This window comes from Kitasatospora sp. NPDC094015 (genome assembly GCF_040304075.1).
Taxonomy (GTDB): Bacteria; Actinomycetota; Actinomycetes; order Streptomycetales; family Streptomycetaceae; genus Kitasatospora.
On the sequence record NZ_JBEOUL010000008.1, the window covers coordinates 151,599 to 170,991 of the forward strand.

General features: G+C 74.7%; 12 protein-coding genes. 2 read left to right on the forward strand and 10 right to left on the reverse strand.

Annotated features, from left to right (window positions below; translation table 11 throughout):
• Positions 1-24 precede the first annotated feature (24 nt).
• A complete protein-coding gene (locus tag ABT014_RS13120) occupies positions 25-1,635 on the forward strand; it encodes a sensor histidine kinase (protein ID WP_350638784.1) in 1,611 nt (536 codons plus the stop codon).
• Positions 1,636-1,668: 33 nt separating this feature from the next.
• On the forward strand, positions 1,669-2,316 hold the full coding sequence (locus ABT014_RS13125) for a response regulator transcription factor (RefSeq protein ID WP_350638785.1): 648 nt from the start codon (positions 1,669-1,671) through the stop codon (positions 2,314-2,316).
• A 29-nt stretch (positions 2,317-2,345) separates the two neighbouring features.
• Here the strand turns inward: ABT014_RS13125 and ABT014_RS13130 are convergent, their stop codons facing one another.
• From ABT014_RS13130 to ABT014_RS13175, 10 genes are all read right to left on the reverse strand, one after another.
• The gene (locus tag ABT014_RS13130) at positions 2,346-3,107 is read right to left on the reverse strand and encodes a hypothetical protein (protein ID WP_350638786.1); all 762 of its coding nucleotides are present in this window, start codon (positions 3,105-3,107) and stop codon (positions 2,346-2,348) included.
• Between the two features lie 134 nt (positions 3,108-3,241).
• A complete protein-coding gene (locus tag ABT014_RS13135) occupies positions 3,242-4,222 on the reverse strand; it encodes a carbohydrate kinase family protein (RefSeq protein WP_350638787.1) in 981 nt (326 codons plus the stop codon).
• A complete protein-coding gene (locus ABT014_RS13140) occupies positions 4,219-5,208 on the reverse strand; it encodes a zinc-dependent alcohol dehydrogenase family protein (RefSeq protein WP_350638788.1) in 990 nt (329 codons plus the stop codon). Before ABT014_RS13140 ends, ABT014_RS13135 begins: the two co-directional genes overlap by 4 nt.
• Positions 5,205-6,089, reverse strand: coding sequence for a carbohydrate ABC transporter permease (locus ABT014_RS13145; protein WP_502894956.1), 885 nt, complete (start codon positions 6,087-6,089; stop codon positions 5,205-5,207). The genes ABT014_RS13140 and ABT014_RS13145 overlap by 4 nt, the downstream gene beginning before the upstream one ends.
• Positions 6,086-7,039, reverse strand: coding sequence for a carbohydrate ABC transporter permease (locus tag ABT014_RS13150; RefSeq protein ID WP_350638789.1), 954 nt, complete (start codon positions 7,037-7,039; stop codon positions 6,086-6,088). Before ABT014_RS13150 ends, ABT014_RS13145 begins: the two co-directional genes overlap by 4 nt.
• 41 nt (positions 7,040-7,080) lie before the next feature.
• Positions 7,081-8,418, reverse strand: coding sequence for an ABC transporter substrate-binding protein (locus ABT014_RS13155; RefSeq protein WP_350638790.1), 1,338 nt, complete (start codon positions 8,416-8,418; stop codon positions 7,081-7,083).
• Between the two features lie 125 nt (positions 8,419-8,543).
• The gene (locus ABT014_RS13160) at positions 8,544-9,305 is read right to left on the reverse strand and encodes a DeoR/GlpR family DNA-binding transcription regulator (protein WP_350638791.1); all 762 of its coding nucleotides are present in this window, start codon (positions 9,303-9,305) and stop codon (positions 8,544-8,546) included.
• A 122-nt stretch (positions 9,306-9,427) separates the two neighbouring features.
• Positions 9,428-18,565: a WXG100-like domain-containing protein gene (locus ABT014_RS13165; RefSeq protein WP_350638792.1), complete on the reverse strand. Its 9,138-nt coding sequence runs from the start codon at positions 18,563-18,565 to the stop codon at positions 9,428-9,430.
• A complete protein-coding gene (locus ABT014_RS13170) occupies positions 18,562-18,948 on the reverse strand; it encodes a WXG100 family type VII secretion target (protein WP_350638793.1) in 387 nt (128 codons plus the stop codon). The genes ABT014_RS13165 and ABT014_RS13170 overlap by 4 nt, the downstream gene beginning before the upstream one ends.
• Positions 18,941-19,375 (reverse strand): YbaB/EbfC family nucleoid-associated protein, encoded by a 435-nt coding sequence (locus ABT014_RS13175; protein WP_350638794.1) that lies wholly within the window; start codon positions 19,373-19,375, stop codon positions 18,941-18,943. The genes ABT014_RS13170 and ABT014_RS13175 overlap by 8 nt, the downstream gene beginning before the upstream one ends.
• Between the last annotated feature and the right edge of the window lie 18 nt (positions 19,376-19,393).

A 19,393-nucleotide genomic window follows, 5' to 3' on the forward strand; every position in this document is an offset into this window, starting at 1 on the left:
GGCAGCCCGTTACCCTCGCTCCCCGTGACACCGAAGCTCCCGGCCCCGATCCTCGCCGCCCTGCCCACCCCGGCGGCCCTGCTGCGCCGCGCCCTGCCCGGCCCGTGGCCGCGCCGGGTGCTGGTCCGCGAGGGGGTCGCCGCGCTCGCGCTCGCCGTGGTCGCCGCCGGGCTGACCGGACTGGACGGCACCCGACCGCTGCTCGCACTGGCCGCCGGGCTCGGCGCCGGCGTGCTGTACGTGCTGCGCCGCGGCCTGCCCGGCCCGGTGCTGCTGCTGTCGGCCGCCGGGCTCGCGGGGCCGGCCGGGTTCGTCCCCAGCCTGGTGATCGCCGGCTGGTCGGCCGGCCGGCGGATCGTGCGTCCGGGCCCGCTGACCGCGTACTTCGCCGGCTCCCTCGCCGTGCTGGGCGGTCTCACCGTCCTGCTGGGCATCGACGGCCTCCCGCTGCTGGCCCAGGCCGCGCTGGTGCTGGTCGGCTTCCTGATGCTGGCCGTCCTGCCCGCGGTGTTCAGCCGCTACCTGGCGCAGCGGATGACCCTGCTGGGCGCGCTGCGCGAGCGCAACGAGCAGCTGATGCGCGAGCGCCACATGGTCGCCCACCAGGCCCGGCTGCGCGAGCGCCACCGGATCGCCCAGGACATGCACGACAGCCTCGGCCACCAGCTCGCCCTGATCGCCGTGCACACCGGCGCCCTGGAGGTGGACCGGACGCTGACCGGCGGCCAGCGGGAGGCGGTCGGCGTGCTGCGCCAGGCCGCCACCGGTGCGATGCGGGAGCTGCGCGAGGTGGTCGGCCTGCTCCGGGACGACTCGCTGCCGGAGGCGGGCGGGCTGGACGCGCTGGAGCGCCTCACCGACGCCTCCCGGGCGGCCGGGACGGCCGTCACCCTGCACCGCGAGGGCGAGCCGCGCGCGCTCGGCGCCGCCGCCGGCCACGCCGCGTACCGGATCGTGCAGGAGGGCCTGACCAACGCCCACAAGCACGCACCCGGTGCCCCGATCACCGTCACCCTGCGGTACGAGCCGGACACCCTGGTGGTCGAGGTGGTCAACGGGCCGGCCGGCGCGCCGTCCCCGGCCGCGGTCAGCGGCGGGCAGGGCCTCACCGGCCTGGGCGAGCGGGCCCGGCTGCTCGGCGGGATCGTGCACGCCGGCCCGACCCCCGGCGGCGGCTACCGGCTGGCGGGCCTGCTCCCGTACGTCGGCGGCCGGGCGCCGGTCGGGGCGGTGGACCCGTGGCTGCCGCCGGCCGAGCCGCTGCCGGCCGCCCGGCGCGGCCCGGCGCTCGGGTGCGCGGTGACGGCGACGGCGGTGCTGCTGCTCTCGGTGGTCGTGATCGGCTGGGGCGGCGCGGCGCTGATCGACTCCGTGGAGCGGTCCACCGTGCCCGTCCCGCAGTACGAGTCGATCCCGGTGGGCACCCCCGAGGCGGAGGCGCTCGACCGGCTGCCGGCCGGCAGCGACTGGCTGACCAACGGGTTCAAGGACAGCGGGCCGCCGGTCCCGGAGGGCGCGCAGTGCCGCTGGTTCAGCACCGAGGACGACTCCGGCCTCGACACCCAGGACGTGGTCCGGTTCTGCTTCCGGGACGGCCTGCTGATCGACAAGCAGCACTACCGTGCGAAGGTGTAGGCGACAGCGTTCCGGGGCGTACGGGAGATCGCAGTGATCAGGGTGCTGGTGGCCGACGACGAGCCGCTCATCCGGGCCGGTATCCGCCTCATCCTCGGCTCGGCCGAGGACATCGAGGTGGTGGCCGAGGCCGCCGACGGCCGGCAGGCCCTCGACCTGGCCCGCACGCACGCGGTGGACGTCGTGCTGCTGGACATCCAGATGCCGGTGCTGGACGGGCTGAGCGCGCTCGCGGAGCTGCCGCGGGTGGCCCCCGGCACCCGGGCGCTGGTGCTCACCACCTTCGGCGAGCGGGAGAACGTGCTGCGGGCGATCAGCGCCGGCGGGGCGGGCTTCCTGCTCAAGGACACCGCGCCCGCGGAGCTGATCCAGGCCGTCCGGGCGGCCGCCACCGGCCACGCCTTCCTGTCGCCGGCGGCCACCCGGCACATCGTCGACAGCCTGGCGGCCGGCCCGGCCGGTACCCGCGGCGAGGCCGCCCGGCGCCGGCTGGCCGTGCTCTCCGAGCGGGAGCGCCAGGTGGTGGAGCTGCTCGGCGAGGGGTTGTCGAACGCGGACGCCGGCGCCCGGCTGCACATGAGCGAGGCCACCGTGAAGACCTACGTCAGCCGGATCCTCGCCAAGCTGGACTGCGACAACCGGGTCCAGGCCGCGCTGCTGGCCCGCGACGCGGAGCTCTAGGAACGGGACGGGACGGGGCCCGGCGCCGGTCAGACGGGTGCGGCCACCCGGTTCAGCCGGTCCTGGGTGCGGTCGAGGTCGGCGGTGAGCTCCGTGCGCAGGTCGGGCAGCAGGGTCAGCGCGGCGCGGGCCGCGTCCGGGGTGGCGGCGGTGTCGTCCCGGGCGGCGATCACCGCGGCCCGCAGCGGCATGGTGGCCAGCGCGGTCTCCCAGGCCGTGCGGTGCACGCCGGCGGCGTACCGGGCGGTCAGGTACTCCAGCGGGCTGAGCGCGATCCCCTGGCGGTCCTCGGGGCCGGCCAGCCGGTCGTCGGGGAGCAGCCAGGCGACGCCGTTCCTGGCCACCAGCTCGAAGGCCTTGTTCTCGTCGGGGTGCGGCCAGCGGCCGTGCGCGTCGGTGGCGGCCTGGAGCAGGCGCTCCAGCATCGCGGCCTCGCGCGGGCCGTCCGTGCGGTCGGGGAACGGCCGGTCGGCCAGGATCTGCTCCAGGTGGTAGCGCTGGCCCCAGCTGCCGACCCAGCGGTGCATGGCACCCGCCCGGGTCTCGCGGATCGCGGCCAGGGCGAGCGCGCGGGTGGTGAGGTCGCGGCGCACCAGCATCCGGGCCGCCTCGGTGCCGAGCTTCCCGAGCGCGGCGCGCACCGCGGACACCGGCGGGCCGTCGTACCAGCGGAGCGTCCAGCGGCGGCTGCCCGGGTCGTACTGCGGCTCGATCGGGATGCGGTACTGGGCGGTCAGGCGGTCGGCGAGCCGCCGCGCGCTCGGGCCGCGCTGGGGGTGGGGGGTGGGCATGGGCAGCACAGTAGCGAGCGGGGGCGCGCGCGCCAGGCGGCGCGCGGCCGGATCACCCTGTCCGCCGCGCCCGGGCGGGTGACGCCGCCCGGGCGCGGCGCAGGCGGGGCGCACTCCCGGCCCGCGCCGCCGGTTCAGGCCGCGAACGCGGCCAGCTGGGTGACGGTCGGCGGGTCCGCGCCGAACCGGGCGCAGGTGAACGCCGCCGCGCGGGCGGCGCTCTCCAGGGCGGCCACCAGGGCCGCCACCGGCCGGCGTCCGCTCGTCGCGCGGACCAGCGCGGCCTGCCCCGCGCCCAGCAGCCCGCCCGTCAGCAGCCCGCCGACCAGGGCGGACATGAAGGCGTCGCCGGCCCCGATGGTGTCCGCCACCTCGACCGGGGCGGCGGCCACCTCGTGCCGGCCGTGCCGCCAGTACGCGGTCGCCCCGCGTGCTCCCCGGGTCAGCACCACCAGGGACGGGCCGCGGGCCGCCCAGCCGGCGGCGACCTCGTGGGCGTCGGCTCCCGGGTACAGGTGCGCCAGGTCCTCGTCGCTGACCTTGACCAGGTCGCTCAGCGCCACCAGCCCCTCGACCCGGGCCCGGTACCGCGCCGGGTCGCCCAGCAGGGCGGGCCGCAGGTTGGGGTCGTAGGAGACGGTGACCTCCGGCGGCGCGCCGCGGACCAGGGCCAGCACGCGCGCGGCGCCCGGTTCGAGCAGCGCCGCCACGGACCCGGTGTGCAGGTGTCCGAACGCCCGCCCGGCCCGCTCGGCGGCGATCCGGGAGACGCTCCGCGCGGGGAGGTCCCAGTGGACGTCGAAGGTGTAGCTCGCCCGGCCCTCGCGGTCGAGGACGGCCGTGGCGGTGGAGGTCCGGCGGGCGCCGGCCGAGCCGTCGGCCAGGGTCACGCCCGCGCTGCCGAGGTGGTCGCGGATGGTGGCCCCGTACCCGTCGTCGCCGAGCCGGGTGAGCAGCCGGACCCGGTGGCCGAGCCGGGCCAGGCCCAGCGCGGTGTTGGCGGGGCTGCCGCCGGGGTGCACGCGCCGGCCCTCCGGGGAGTCGACCAGGTCGGCCACCGCCTCGCCCACCACCAGGACCTCCGGGCCCGGCTCGGCGCGGGTGCGGCCGCTCACGGGGCCACCAGGATCTTGCGGCCCAGGCCGGCCCGGAAGCGGTCGAGCGCGGTGCCGTAGTCGACGAGCGGGAACCGGTCGCTGATGAAGACGCCCGGGTCCAGGACCCCGGTGGCGAACAGCGCGGCCGCCCGCTCGAAGCTGTGCAGCACGGCCATCGAGCCGGTGATGGTGATCTCCTGGTTGTAGATCCGGTACGGCTCGATCACCGCCCGCGCCGCGTACGGGGCGACCCCGAACTGCAGGAACGTGCCGCCCCGGCCGACCCGGCCGAGCGCGTCCTGGATCGCCTGCTCGTTGCCGGTGGCGTCGATGACCACGTCCCAGCCGCGCGGTTGGTCGAACTCCTCGGCCCGCGCCGCCGTACGGCTGCACCCCAGCCGGCCGGCCGTGGCCAGCCGCTCCGCGTTGACGTCGACCACGTCGACGGAGGCGGCCCCGGTGCGCTTGGCGAGCTCCAGCATCATCAGGCCCATCGTGCCGGAGCCGTATACGAGCACGCTGGCCCCGATCCGGGTGCGCAGCACGTCGTAGCCGCGTACCGCGCAGGACAGCGGTTCGATCAGCGCGGCGTCCCGGACGTCGACGTGCTCGGGCAGCCGGACGCAGTTGGCGGCGGGGGCGAGGGCGTACTGCGCCGCCGCGCCCGGCGCGGTGACGCCGATGGCGGCGTAGCGCTCGCAGAGGTTGTCCCGGCCGAGCCGGCAGTAGTGGCACTCGTGGCAGTACAGCGAGGGGTCGACGGCGACCCGGTCGCCCACCACGAGCCCGCTGACCCCGGCGCCGAGCGCGACCACCTCGCCGGCGAACTCGTGGCCCGGCACCAGCGGCAGGCTGGGCGCGAACTCGCCCTCCAGGATGTGCAGATCGGTCCCGCACAGGCCGCAGGCCGCGACCTCGACCACCACCTCACCGGGGCCGGGGGTCGGGTCGTCCACGGTCTCGATGCCGAGCACGCCGGGGGAGGAGATGACGACTGCCTTCACTTGACGGCTCCGAGGGAGAGGCCCTGGACCAGCTTGTCCTGGGCGGCGAATCCGGCGACGAGCACCGGCAGGGAGACACAGACGGCGGCCGCGCAGACCTTGGCCAGGAAGAGGCCCTGGCTGGTCACGAAGCCGGCGAGGAAGACGGGGGCGGTGCCGGCGACCACGCCGGTCAGGACCCGGGCGAACAGCAGCTCGTTCCAGCTGAAGATGAAGGAGATGAGCGCGGTCGCGGCGATGCCGGGCGCGGCCACCGGCCCCAGCACCCGCAGCAGCACCACCGGGAGGCCGGCGCCGTCGATCGCGGCCGCCTCCAGGATCTCCACCGGCACCTCGGCCAGGAACGACCGCATCATCCACACCGCGATCGGCAGGTTCATCGAGGTGTACAGGACGACGAGCAGCCAGATGTTGTCCAGCAGGCCGGTGTTCTGCGCGATCAGGTACACCGGCAGCAGGCCGGCCACCGCCGGGAGCATCTTGGTGCTGAGGAAGAAGAACATCGCATCGGTCCACCGCCGGACCGGCCGCACGGACAGCGCGTACGCCGCCGGGACGGCCAGCGCCAGCACCAGGCAGGTGGACAGCACGCTCGCGGTCAGCGAGTTGAGCAGCGGGGGCCACGGACTGACGCCCGTCCCGGCGCCGAAGAACTCGCGGTAGCCCTGCAGGGTCAGCGGGGCGAGCGGGCGCGGCGGGTTGGTCGCGGCGTCCGCCTCGCCGTGCAGCGAGGTGAGCACCATCCAGGCGAACGGGAGCAGGAAGAGCAGGCCGACCAGCCAGGCGACCAGGCCGAGCAGGCCGTCGGTGCGGCGGGTGGTACGGCGGGTGATGCGGGCAGGGCGGGTACGGGCAGGGCGGGTGCGGGTCGGGGTGGTCACCGGGTCTCCTCCCGGAACAGGGCGAGGACGGTGCGCAGCGCGAGCGTGGCGATGGCCGTGGTCAGCACGACCACGATGACGCCCTCCGCCGAGGCCTGGCCGTAGTCGTGACCCTCGTAGAACGTCCGGTACACGGTGTACGGCAGGTTGGCGGTGCCCAGGCTGCCGGAGGTGAGGGTGAAGACGGCGTCGAAGTTCTGCACCACGTAGATGCTCCCGAGCAGCGCGGCCAGCTCCAGGTAGCGGCGCAGGTGCGGCAGGGTGAGGTGGCGGAAGATCTGCCAGGCGTCGGCGCCGTCGACCCGGGCCGCCTCGACGGCGTCCAGCGGCCGGCTCTGCAGCCCGGCGAGCACGATCAGCATCATGAACGGTGTCCACTGCCACACCAGCGACGCCTCCACCGCCAGCAGCGGGACGGCGGAGAGCCAGTCCGGCTGCGGGGCGCCGCTGCCGCCGAACGCCGTGAGCAGGCCGTCGAGCAGCCCGTACGAGGCGTTGTACAGCGCGTGCTTCCACAGCAGCGCCGAGGCGGCCGGCACCACCAGGAACGGGGTGATCAGCATCGTCCGCACCAGGCCGCGGCCGGGGAAGCGGCGGTCGAGCAGCAGCGCGGTGCCGAGCCCGAGCAGGAGGCTGACGGCCACCACCGTGACCGTCAGCTCGACGGTCGTCAGCAGGGACGCGCGCAGTGCCGGATCGCCCAGCGCGTGGGCGTAGTTGGCGAGACCGCCGAAGCCGCGGCCGGCCGGGTCGAGGGCGTTCCAGTGCAGGAAGGAGATCACCAGCGTGCCGACGAACGGCAGTTGGGTGACCACGATCATGAAGACCAGGGCGGGGAGCAGTGGGGCCCGGCGCGCCCAGGCGCCGCGCAGGTGGCGGCCGGTCGGCCCGGCGCGGTCGCGACCGGCCGCGGCGGCCGGTACGGGATCTGTTAAGGAGGCTGTGCTCATTTCGGTTTCCCTGATGGGTCGGTGGGGACGGTGGGCGCGTGTCACTTCGCGTGCGCGGCGGCGGCCTTCTCGGCGAGGGCCTGACCGCTGCTCAGCGCCTCGTCCACGCTGACCCGGCCGGCGATGGCGGCGCTGATCTGCTGGGACACCTGGGTCCCCAGGTCCTCGAACTCGGGGATGCCGACGAACTGGATCCCCGGCGCGGGCCGCGGCTGGACGCCGGGGTTGGCCGGGTCGGCGGACTGCAGGGCGGCGAGGGTGGGCTTGGCGAAGGCGGCGGCCGACTCCAGGTACTGCGGGACGGCGTAGGTCGAGGTCCGCTTGCCCGCGGGCACCCGGGACCAGCCCAACTCGGTGCCGACCAGTTGCTCGTACTGCTTGCCGGAGGCCCAGGAGATGAACTTCCAGGCGTCGTCCTGGTGCCGGCTCGCCTTCTGCAGACCCCAGGCCCAGGTGTAGAGCCAGCCGGAACCGGCCGTCTGCTCCACCGGGGCCGGCACGTAGCCGATCTTCCCGGCGACCGGCGAACCCGCTGCCTCCAGGGCGCCGGCGGCCGAGGTCGCGTCGTACCACATGGCGGTCTTGCCCTGCTCCAGGTCGTTGAGGCACTCGGTGAAGCCGGCCTCGGGCGCGCCCGCCTCGCCGTGCGCGCGGACCAGGTCGACGTAGAACGCGGTGGCCTTCCGGAAGGCGGGGCCGGTCAGTTGGGCGTGCCAGTCCTTGTCGAACCAGGTGCCGCCCATGGTGTTCACCACCGTGGTGAGCGGCGCCGTGAGCTCGCCCCAACCGGGCTGGCCCCGCAGGCAGATGCCCTTCATGCCCGGCGCGGCGCCGTCCGCCCGCGCGGCCAGGTCGGCGACCTGCTGCCAGGTGGGCCGGTCGGGCATGGTCAATTGCGCCGCCGCGAACACGTCCTTGCGGTACATCAGGAACGAGGACTCGCCGTAGAAGGGCTCGGCGTACATCCGGCCGTCCACCGTGAGCGAGGTGCGGATGGTGGGCAGCACGTCGTTCTGGTCGAAGGAGGCGTCGGCGTCCGCGTACGGCGTCAGCGGTGCCAGCCACCCGTTCTTGGTGAAGATCGGCGTCTCGTAGTTGCTGATGGTCGCCACGTCGTACTGGCCGGACTGGCTGGAGAAGTCCTGCGTGATCTTGTGGCGGACGTCGTTCTCCGGCAGCACCGTGAAGTTGACCGTGATGCCGGTGTCCTTGGTGAAGTGGTCGGCCGTCAACTTCTGCAGGTCGGCCATCTGCGGGTTGTTCACCATCAGCACGTTGATCGAGTGGGCGCCGCCACCTCCGCCGGCGCCGCCGCACGAGGTGAGGCCGAGGGCGACCAGCAGGGCGGCGCCGATCGCGAGCGGGCGTTGGGGATTCATGGGTGCTCCTCTGTTCGGGCAGGGCTGTTCCGTCCGCGCGGATGCGGGCACGGCCGGTCGGCCGGCCGGCGGTGGGCGCGCGGCAGCGGTGGGGGTTCGGTGGATGGGTGGGGGTGGCGCGGGCGTCAGACCCGGATGACCTTGGGGCCGAGTTGGGCGTAGCGGTGGGCCTCGACGGCGGGCAGGCCGGTGTCGGCGACGATCGCCTCGAAGTCGCCGACCTCGGCGAACCGGCAGAAGCTGCTGGCACCGAACTTGGTGTGCACGCCCATGAACACCCGCCGGCGGGAGACCTGGAGGGCCTTGGCCTTGACGTCGGCCACGACCGGATCCGGGGTGGTCAGGCCCATCTCCCGGGAGATGCCGTTGGCGCCGATGAACGCCAGGTCGATCACGAACCCGCTCAGCATGGTGCAGGTCCACGAGCCGACCGTGGCGAGCGTGCGGGAGCGGACCCGGCCGCCGAGGAGCAGGACCGTCAGGTTGGACGAGTCCGCCACCGCGGCGGCCGTGCTCAGCGAGGCGGTCACCACGGTCAGCGGCCGGTCGGTCGGCAGCAGGGATGCCAGGAGCTGCGGGGTGTAGCCCTCGTCGATGAACACCGTCTCCGCCTCGCCGAGCAAGGTGGCGGCGGTGGCAGCGATCCGGCGCTTCTGGTCGACGTTGAGGGTGGTGCGGCGCGCGAGGTCGGTCTCGAACCCCGCGCTCTCGACCGGGTACGCGCCGCCGTGGGTGCGGTGGAGCAGGCCCCGGTCCTCCAGGACGCGCAGGTCCCGGCGGACGGTTTCCTGCGCCACACCGAGGTCGTCCGCGATGCGGGTGACCTCGATCCGGCCCTGCTGGCGCGCCAGTGAGAGGATCCGGTGCTTCCGCTCTTCCCCGCGCATCACGGCCCCTCAACTCCATTTCCGTAGCCGACCGTTCGGGCTTCGACCGGCCCGTTTGTGGTCTTTTCGAGATTTATACCGGCTGGGTGAGGCGTGCGGCGTGCCCGGATCTTTCGAAGTTCTTACCGGTGTTTGACTGTTTGTGAGACATCCTGTTCGGTTGCCGGGTCCGCGGATGCCCGAACGGGCGCGGGAGCTGCCCGGTTGGGGTCCGCCGTGCCGCCCGGCGGTGCGAGTACGGGCAGCGTGCCGACCGGGCCGGCGGCGAGCGGGCCGGCGAGCAGGACCGGGGCGACCGGCACCGGGGCGAGGGTGAGGTCGCCCGATCCGGAGAGGATCGGTGCGTCGGGCGGCGCGTCGGCGGCGGTGGTCGCTTGGGTGCTCGCCGGTGCGGGGCCGGCGGGGCGGGGTGGGGGCGGTGCAGCCGGTGCAGCCGGGGCGGCCGGAGCGGACGGGGCGGGAACGGGAACGGCGAGGTCGGCGAGGACCGAGCCGCCGCCGGGCAGGTGGGGGGAGGACGGCGAGACCGGGGAGACGGGGGAGACCGGGGACAGGCCGGCGAGGTCCGACAGCACGGAGCCGTGCAGGCTGGAGACCTCGGAAGCCGCGTCGGAGGTCGGCCGTGGCCCGGCGGGAGCCAGGGGCGGGGGGCCGGGGTGCGGTGAGGTGTCGAGGGTGATGACGGGCTTCGGTGCGGCGGCTGCGGCTACGGCTGCGGGTGCGGCTGCGCTCGCGGCAGCAGGTGGCGCGGGTGCTGCGGCTGCGGGTGGTGCGGGCGCCGGCGTCGTGTCGGAACCGGGGCTGTTGGCAGGGGAGTTGATCGGCATCGGTGCCGCAGCCGGTGCCGCAGCCGGTGCCGCAGCCGGTGCCGCAGCCGGTGCCGCGGCCGGTTCGGCGGCCGGGGGGTCGGCGGCCGCCGGGGGCTTCTCCGCCCAGTAGTACAGGTTGCCGTCGGTCGGGACGGCCTCGCCGTACGGGCCGTCCTGGTCGGCCTTCTGCGTGGTGATCCGGACCGGCTGGCGCATGAGTGCCTGCGGGCCCTTGAGCTCGGCCTTCCCCGCCTCGGTCGGCACCTTGCCGTGCGGGACCTCGGGCAGCGGCAGGCCTCGGCTCGGGACACCGGGCGGGAGGGTCACCGGCGTGGTGCGGTCGCCGGTGCCCTGGCCGCCCAGGTTGACGAGGTTGATCGGGATGTTCACCAGCGGGTCGTTGGTCAGCACCGAGAAGTCCGCGGGGGTGGCGCTCCAGGTGTACCCGCCGGTCGCCGTGGTGCTGGAGGCGTCTTTCGCGCCGCTGGTGAGTTCGTCCTTGCCCTCCTCGCGGGTGCTGAACTCCTCGGCCGGGCCGGTCGGATCCATCGTAACGATCAGGCTGGTCCGCCCGTCCGCGCCGATCGGGACGGTCCGGTAGGCGGATCCCGGGGTGTTCAGCTGGTGGAAGACGGCCGGGGTGGACTGCGGGGAGAACACCTGACGGACCGCCTGGTTGACGTCCGGCGGCAGGTGCTGCTGCTGCTCCTGCTTCAGCACGTTGCCCTCCGGCAGCCGCGGGTCGCTGACGAAGGACTGGACCACCCGGTTGGCCAGGTCGATCGTGGCCTTCGGGGTGACGGCGTGCGCCGCCGTACTCATCGCCGAACCGACCGCCCCGGCGCCGGTGGTGAACGCGGAGCCCGCCCGGCCGAGGACACCGTCGCCCCACGGCCGGGGTGTGGTGAGCGTCCGGACGGCGTTGTCCGTCAGCCCGCCGGTGTTGTCGAAGCCGACCATGTCGTGGCCGGCCGCGAGTTGCCCGCGCCACGCGTTGACGTCGGCGCCGTGCGGCCCGATCGGCGCGAGCGCGATCCCGCCGCCGCCCGCCGGTCCGGCTGCCCCGCCGGCGGCCTGGGGCGGCTGCGGCGCGGCGTGCTGCGGCGGCGCGGGCGGTGGCTGGGCCGCCGCCGGGGGCCGTCCGGTCAGCGGCTCGGGCACCCAGGCCGTGGTCCGCCACGTCGGGTTGACCGGTGCGGGCGCGGGCAGGTTCACGTACCGCCCCTCGTGGGTGCGCCGGCTGACCGACACCTCGAACCCGCCGCCGTTGGAGAAGCCGTGGTTGGTGCCGAAGCCGGAGGTCTTGTGGCTGACCTCGGTGGTGATCCCGGACTTGGCGGAGTGGGTCTGGGAGCCCTCGACGCCCCCGCCCGGGTTGTAGCTCACGTTGTTGAGGTGCCGGACGGCCGCGGGGGTGCGGAGCGACGCACGGACGTTGCCCTCCACCCCGTACGAGCCCGCGTCGCCGGCGCTGCCGGTCACGGTCTGCGAGGCCGTCACCTTGCGGCTGATCTCGCCCGCCGACTGCTGGTGGTCGTAGCGCCAGGCACCGCCCGGGACGGCGCGGACCAGCACCGTGGTGGTGACCCGGCCCGCACGGCCCTCCTCCTCGTGCTCGGAGCGCATGCCCTTGACCATCAGGTCGTCGCCATGGGCCGACATGTTGTGCGGGGAGAAGAAGTCGGCGAAGGGCAGCGCCGCCGTCGGGATCTCGCCGGGCGGCCGCGGGCCGCGCAGCTGCCGGTCGATCTCGGCCACGATCTCGTCACTGCTCGGGATGTGCACGAACGCGCCGCCGGCGATGCCCTGGTCGAGCAGCGGGGCGGTCCGGCCGTCGGACCGATCCGGCTCCTCGGCGCCGCCGTCCAGCGCGCGCACGTCCGCGTCGGAGAGCAGGACCTGCACGGTGTGCTCGCTCCGTTCCGGTGCGCCGTACCGGGTGTTGCCCGCGTTGTCGGTGACCCGTCCGACGGTCGTGATCTCCGCCCTCGCCCGGTAGACGTGCCAGGTGCCCTTGGGGGTGGCCATCGACCCGGTGGTCGACATCTCGTGCTTGACCGCGTCGCCGCCGCTCGCCGTGGTGCCACCCTTGACCTTGACGCCGCCTCGGAGCTGGTAGCTGGACGCGAAGGTGCTCGTGGGAGCCTCGGGGAACCTGCCGACATCCGGTCCGGCGCCGCCCTTCGCGGCGCGGTTCCACTTGTCCTCCGCGGCGGTGGACGTCTTGGTGGTGCTCTCGATGGTGAGCTTGCCCTCGCCGGAGAGCGTCTCCTGGTACTCGAAGTCGCTCAACCGGGCCCGCGTGGACAGGCCGGTGGTGCCCTGGCCGGAGCCGCTGCCCACGTGCTCGTCGCCGGAGTTCGCCCACCCGTTGTGCGACGCGGTGACCGCGCCGCGCACCTGGTCCGGGCCGGCGAGCGCGTCCAGCACCTTGGTCAGGTCGGCCGGACCGCGCCGCAGCGGGCCCTGGTCGAACGCGCTGCGCAGCGCGTTCTCGGCGCCCGCCCGGAACTCGGCGTGGTTGTCGACGTCCCGGATGAAGTTCGCCTGCGGGAGGTGGTCGATCGCCGGGTGCTCGGGCGGCGGACTGTCGGACGGCGCCGCGGGCGGCTGCCGTTCCACGATCAGCTGCCCGCTGTTCGGGACCACCGTCCGGGTCTGCGCGGCGTGTGCGGACCCGGCGCCGGTGTCCAGCACCGTGGTCGGGTGGTCACCGTCCTCGCGGCCGACCATCACGTGGAAGGTCACCGGATAGCCGAAGTTGTCGGCCGTCGACTCCACGCTGAATTCGTGCTTGGTCTCGGTGGACGAGGCCGTGGTGCTCTGGTGGCTGCTGCTGGAGGAGCCGTCGAGGTTGCCGCTGACGAAGACGCGCCTGGTGTCGGGCTCGTTGAGCGAGGACCGGAGGTTGAGGTTGCCGGAGACCGTGTGCTTGCCGCCGCCGGTGACGGCCAGATCCCCGCCGGTGGTGCGGCTGATGCTGTGCTTCGTGGTGACGGTCTGCGAACCTTCGTGCCCGCCCGCGCCCGGCTCGGCCTTGACCAGGATCTCGACGGTGCGGCCGCCGAACCCGGGCAGGTGCGAGCTGTCCAGCGTGATCCGGAACCTGCCGTCGATCAGCTCGGGGCCGCCGCGGGCCAGGGCGGACGGGCCGATCTGCCGGTGCAGGTCGGCGAGGTTCGCGATCGCCTTCGGGGGGACCCGGGTGTGGCCGTCCCCGGCCGCGCCGGTCGGTGGCGGCAGGATCCCGGGGTGCGACTCGTGCAGCCGGGTGACGATGTGGTCCGCCAGCTCGGCCGAACCCGGCACGTGGCGGTACGTGATCCGGTGGCTGTTCAGCGGGTCGCGCAGCCCGGCGGCGTCCGGGGGCGCCGGCGGCGCCGGTCGGGTCGGCTCGGCGATCACCGGGGCGGACGGACCGGCCGGGTCGGTGGCGTGCCCGGAGGCGTCGGTCGCGTGCGCGGAGGCGTCGGGGGTGTCGGCAGGGGTGTCGGCGGGGGTGTGCTCGCTCGGGGGATGCGGGACCACGCGGATCGCCTGGTGGCTGACGTGCGGGTCGACGTCGATCACCACATCGCCGCCGTGGTGTGCGGCCGGCGCCCCGCGTGGTGCGACCGGGACCTCGGTCCGCCGCGTGTCGTGGAACCCGTCGCCGCCCGGCGAGAAGTGCTGCTTGGTCACGCTGACGTGGAAGCGCACGTCCGTGGCCACCAGATCGGCCTGGCCCTTGTGCTCCTGACTGCTCGCCACCTTGACGGTGTGGTTGCTCTTGTCCTCGTGGTCCCGGTTGGAGGTGTACGAGTAGCCCAGCGAACCGCCCAGCCACCGTGACTCGTGGTCGCCGGGTTTCGTCGACCGCCAGACCTGTCCGACCGCCCCGCCGCTGGCCCCCGCGCTCCGCGAGGCCTTGCTCACCTGGCTCCCCTTGTGCTCGGTCGAGGTGTTGGAACCGAGCTCGCTCTTGTGCTCGACGGTGTCCAGCACGGTGGAGCCGCGCGGCTCCAGGGTGAGGTGCAGATGGCCCGTGCTGCCGTCGGAGAACCGGATCGGGGGCGAGGTCATGCCCCAACTCGCCGCGTGCTCGAACTCGTTGACGACGTTGGTCGGATCGAAGAAGTCGTTGATCGGCTGGTGCGCGGGTGCGTCCGGGCGGCGCTCCTCCGGCAGGGCGGCGAAGACCGCGTCCCGGGCGTCGCCGAGCCCGGTGACGGTGAGCGGCTGCCCCTCCGGGTGCGCGGCCGGTCCGCCGGCCGGACGCTCCGCTCCGTCCGGCGCCGGGTCCCAACCGTTCCAGGCCCGTGGCTCGGTCCCTCCGGGCGTCCCGCGGAGCGGGATCTCGGCGGTCACCTGGCCGTCGAACGGGCCGCGCAGGCCCAGCGGCCGTCCGTGCGGATCCAGAACGGTGACGTGGTAGTCGAAGCGGCTGATGTGCGGCGCGGTCGGGCCGGTCAGCGTCACCTTGTTGGACGTCTCCGTCGTCGAGGTGACGGTGGTCTCGATCTCGTGGTTCGCCCCGCCGATGCTGAGGGAGGCCGAACCGGTCGCGAACAGCTGCGGGTTGACCGGCCGGGTCACGGACGGCGCGAGGTTGAGTCCGGTCTCGGTGCGGGAGGCCTGGGTCTTGCGGGGTTCGGGCTGGAAGCTGGACTTGGCGGGCACCTCGATGTCGGTCTTGCCCTCCTTCTCGGCCTGGTCCTTGGTGGGGACGTGTGCGGCCGGCTGCCAGGCGCCCGGCGCTGCGGTGACCTGCGCCTCGTGCCAGCGCCCGCCGACCCTGATCGGGAAGCGCCAGCCGCCGTCGACCATCTGGGGGTGGTTGGCGCGGAAGTTGCCGGGCGTGAGCTGCGAGTCGAGCCCCTGGACGACCGTCGTGTCGTGGCGGCGGTCGCCGAGGATGTCCTCGATCTGGCCGCGCACGGCCGCGGGACCGGGATCGTCGGTGATCTTCAGGCCGGCGAGGGAGGCCGTGTGCCGCGCGTCGACCGGGGCGGCGGGCGGCTCGTGGGCGGGTGGCGCTTCGTGCGCGGGCGGTTGGGCGGGGGCGGCGGCTGGGTCGGCGGGGTCGGTGGGGGCCGGGTGGTCGGCAGGTTGTTCGGCGGCGGGTTGGTGGGTGGCGGGCTCCTGAGCGGCAGGTTCGCGAGTGGTGGGTTCGTGGGTGGTGGGTTGCTGAGTGGCAGGTTCGTGGGTGGTGGCGGGTGGGGGCGTCTGGGTGGTGGCTGCCGTGTCGGGCTCGACGGTGGTGGGCTGCTGCTGGGCCTGCTGGTGCTGGTCCTGCTGCTCCTGCTGCTCCTGCTGCTCCTGCTGCCGGGCGTTCGGGTCCGGCGGTGCGGCGTGGGAGGCCGGGGCCTGGGCGGTCGGTGCCGGGTGCGCGGTCTCCACGGCCGCGGGGCGTTCGGTCCGGCCGGGGGTGGACACCGGGTCGACCCAGGTGTGCGAGCGAGGTGCCCAGCGTGCGGATGCCCGGGCGTCCTGCCATCCGGTCTCGGTGCTGACGGGCCGTCGAGCGTTTCCGGCGGAGGAAGGCTCCCCGGCGGTCCGACCGTCGGGCGCCGGGCGTACGGGTGGCGGCGGAACGGACGTGCCCGGGGACGCGGCCGGTTGCTCGGGCTTCGCCGGGATCGGGGTGGGTACCGGAGCCTCGGGGTCGGGACGGCCAGGTGTTCGGCTCGGGGCCGCAGCGTCGCCCGGGGGCCGGACACCTGGGCGGTAGAGGCTGTCGGCGCCGTCGGTCAGTGCACCGAGGAGCTGCAGGTGGCGTTCCCGCAGGCCGCCCTGATCGAGGCCGGGATGGCCGGGCGGCTGGTGGAGATCACCGAGCAGGCTGCCGGGGACGCCCGCGCGGTGCGGGTTGAACGGGGTCGGATGCTCGTCCCGGAGTCCCAGCTGGTGGGCGAGCTCGTGCGCGTACTCGGACGGTCGGGCCCCGACCGGCCAGGAGTACTGGTTCATCGGGCCGTCGTGCCCGACCAGGTCCACCGTGACGTGCGGCCGGCCTCCCGGGCCGACGGGTTCGACCGTGACGTGCAGCTGATCGCCGTTGGGCAGGCGGTGTCCGGGGTCGTTGAAGTGCTGCTGGATGCCCTGCTGGAGCCGGTCGACCGTCTCGGCCACGTCCTTCGGGCCGCCGCCCTGGAACTCGACGCGGACGGTCAGATCGGTGAAGGGTGTGCCCCCGAAGGTGAACCGGCGCTGGTCGAAGCCGGACTGGAGGACGAACCGCGGATTGCGGTCGACCGGCCGTCGTTCGGGACCACCCGGCCCTTGGGGAGGCTCATGCGGTGTGGACCGGGAGGCCTGGGTGTCCGCTGCGGCGGGGCGCGCGCCGGCGTCCGCCGTACCCGGGAGGGAGGCGGGGGCGGAGGCGGGGCGCGGTGGAGGCTCGGTGGAAATGGGATGGGAAGGAGCCGAGTTGGCGGACTCGTCGGGGCGCGCGACCGGGGGCGGGGTGGCTGATGCGGGCGGAGCGGCGGCTGCGGGTCGGGCCGGCTCGGCGGGGGCGGGGGCAACCGTGGTGCCCGGGTTGGTCCGTGGTGGTTCAGCCGTGGTGATGGCGGGTGCGGTTCGGGCCGGTTCGGTGGGAGCGGCGGCGATGGGGTGGTCCGGCGGCCCGGCGGAACTGCGCTGCGGAGTACCAGAGTTGGCCGGGGCCCGGGCGGGTTCGGCGGGGGCAACCGTGGTGCCCGGGTTGGTTCGTGGTTGTTCGGCCGTGGTGGTGATGGCGGGTGCGGTTCGGGCCGGTTCGGTGGGAGCGGCGGCGATGGGGTGGTCCGACGGCCCGGCGGAACTGCGCTGTGGAATGGCCGAATTGGCGGGGGGTGCGGCCCGCGCGGGCTCCGCGGGTGCGTTCTGCGAGGCGGTGGGGTTGCCGGTGTTCGTCCGGTTTGCGGCGGCGGCGACCGGGGGCTGCGGTGCCTCGGCGGAACTGTGCTGTGGGGAAGCCGAGTTCGCCGGGACAGCAGGGTGGGTGGTCGGTGGCAGGTCGGCGGCTGCGGTGGGGGGAGTCGTGGCGCCCTGCTCGGTGCGGGCAGGGGTGTCGGCAAGGTGGGTGGTCGGTGGCGCTACGGCGGGCGCGGCGGCGGGGAGTGCGGTTCGGGCCGGCTCGGCCGAACTGCTGGGCGGTGCGGTCGCGTTGCCGGTGCTGGTCGGGGCCTCAGCGGGCGGTGCCGGTGCCGCCGAGGGTTCGCCGGGTGATCGGGCGGGGGCGGGCGGGGCCACGCCGTCCGGGCCGATGCGGGATGCACCGGTACCTTGGCCGGCGGCTCCGGGGCGGCCGAACTGCCCGGTGGCGGGGCCGGTGACGGGCAGATCGCCGGCGCTCGTGGTGTCGAAGGTGGTGTCGAAGCCCGGCAGTCCGTCGGACGGCGCCGCAGGGGCGGCCGGGGCCGCCGAGCCGGTCGGCGGCTCGGTGGGCGGGGCCGACGCTTCGGACGGAAGGTCCCCACCGGTGGTGTCCGAGGCGCCTGCCGGTCCGGCGGACGGCCGGGTCGGGGCGTCCTCGGTGCCGCCCGGACGACCGCCCGTCGGTGCCCCGGCACTGCCGTCGAACGACGCGCCGCTGCCGCGCGGGCCCGTGGTGCCGCCCTCGGCCGGGGGGAGGTGGAGGGCCGGCGGGATGTGGACGGCGACGCCGTCGATCTTGGGCGCCGCACCACCCCCGCGTCGACGCTTGCCGCTGCCGCCCAGGACCCCGCCGGCCACCCCGCCGGCGGCCGCCATGCCGATGTCGTTGGGGCCGCCGAAGATGGCCGACAGCACCGTGCCACCGGCGATGCCGCTGGCCCCGCCGACGATGCCCTTGCCGATCACCGTGTTGGCGGCGTCCTTGGCGAGGCCGCGTGCGCCCTCGCCGATGATTCCCCCGACCCCGCCGCCGACCGCGCCGCTCGCGGTCGAGGAGCCCACCGAGGCCCAGTCCCAGGAGGTGCGGTCGTGCATGAGCCGCTGGATCGCCTGGATCCCGAGGTCCATGCCGGCCAACAGGGCCGCGCCGCTGATGATGGAGGTCAGCAGCCGGCGCAGGATCATCAGGACGGCCACCTGGGTGGAGGTGACCGCGGCCGCGATCGCCTCCGGCGCCCAGAACGAGAGGTCCACGATCTCGTTGGCGAGCCAGACCAGCTGCCCGAGGATCATCAGTTTGGCGTGCTGGACCTGGACCCCGGTGTTCCGTGCGGCGAGACCGAGCCGGCCCGCGGCGTCGGCGACCTCGGGGATGCTGCTCCGCAGGCTCTGGACGAACTGGTGGAACTGGTCGGCCACCTGACCGCCGACGTGCTGGAGGACGGCGCTGCCGGCCGTGCCGAGACGTTCGACGGTGCCCAGCAGCCGCCGCTCGGTGTCCTCCCAGGCGTGGCCGAGGACGGCCATCGCGTCCTCGTCGCCCTTGGGCCAGCGCGAGCCGACCGCCAGCGAGGCGACCCAGGACAGCGCGGGGGGCAGTTCGATGCTCACCGCTTCCCCGGCTTCGTCGGGTGGCCGCCGGCCTCGGAGCCGCCGACGGCGGGGGCGTGGCCGCCGCCGTTCAGGGTCTGGGCGTGGGCGATGTTGTGGTCCTCCAGCTTGCGGAAGTTCTTGGCCATGGTGTCGATGCCGTCGGCCGTCTGCTTCACCACCTCGGCCATCGACGAGAAGCCGTGCAGGAGTTGGTCGCGCGGCCCGCGGTAGACCTCGACGAACTGCCGGCCGGACTCGTCGTCGCCCCAGCAGGGCCCGATGGCCGCGAGCCTGGCGGTGAGACCGGCCCCGATGCCGTGGAAGTCCGAAGCGATCTCCCGCACCCGGTCGAGCGGTTCGCGCAGTCCTTCGGGGTCGACGGAGAAGGTGTGGTCAGCCACGGGCGCTCCCGGCGTCGAGTCCGTTGTCGATGTAGTCCCGGACCTGGTCCGGCATGCCCGGCGCCTCGGGGAGCAGCGCCCCGGGGTCGCCGGTGCCCCGGAGCAGGGCGGTGATGTCGCCGCCCGTGGGCAGTTGGAGCTCGGCCAGCCGGGCGACCTGCTCCAGCGCGTCGTGGCGGGCGTCGGCGATGGTGGTCAGCAGGGCCTCCGACAGCTCCTTCGGGGTCAGCCGCCGGTAGGCGCCGGTGGGGAACTCGATCCCGGTGACGTCCCCCTGGGCGGTGACCGTCACCTTGACGGACTGCCGGGGCGCGGTCGCGGTGCCGGTGGTCGCGTTGATCCGTCGGCGCGTCTCGGCGGCGCCCGCGCGCTGCCGTTGGTAGAGGGCGAGGAGTTCCTCGATCTCCTGGTCGTACGTCGAGCTCATGGTTCCTCTCCCGGCTGC

Bases quoted from the DNA above. Each gene is read 5' to 3' on its own strand.
- ABT014_RS13175 (WP_350638794.1), bottom strand. From the start codon at position 19,375: ATGAGCTCGACGTACGACCAGGAGATCGAGGAACTCCTCGCCCTCTAC.
- ABT014_RS13155 (WP_350638790.1), bottom strand. From the start codon at position 8,418: ATGAATCCCCAACGCCCGCTCGCGATCGGCGCCGCCCTGCTGGTCGCC.
- ABT014_RS13130 (WP_350638786.1), bottom strand. From the start codon at position 3,107: ATGCCCACCCCCCACCCCCAGCGCGGCCCGAGCGCGCGGCGGCTCGCC.
- ABT014_RS13160 (WP_350638791.1), bottom strand. From the start codon at position 9,305: ATGCGCGGGGAAGAGCGGAAGCACCGGATCCTCTCACTGGCGCGCCAG.
- ABT014_RS13150 (WP_350638789.1), bottom strand. From the start codon at position 7,039: ATGAGCACAGCCTCCTTAACAGATCCCGTACCGGCCGCCGCGGCCGGT.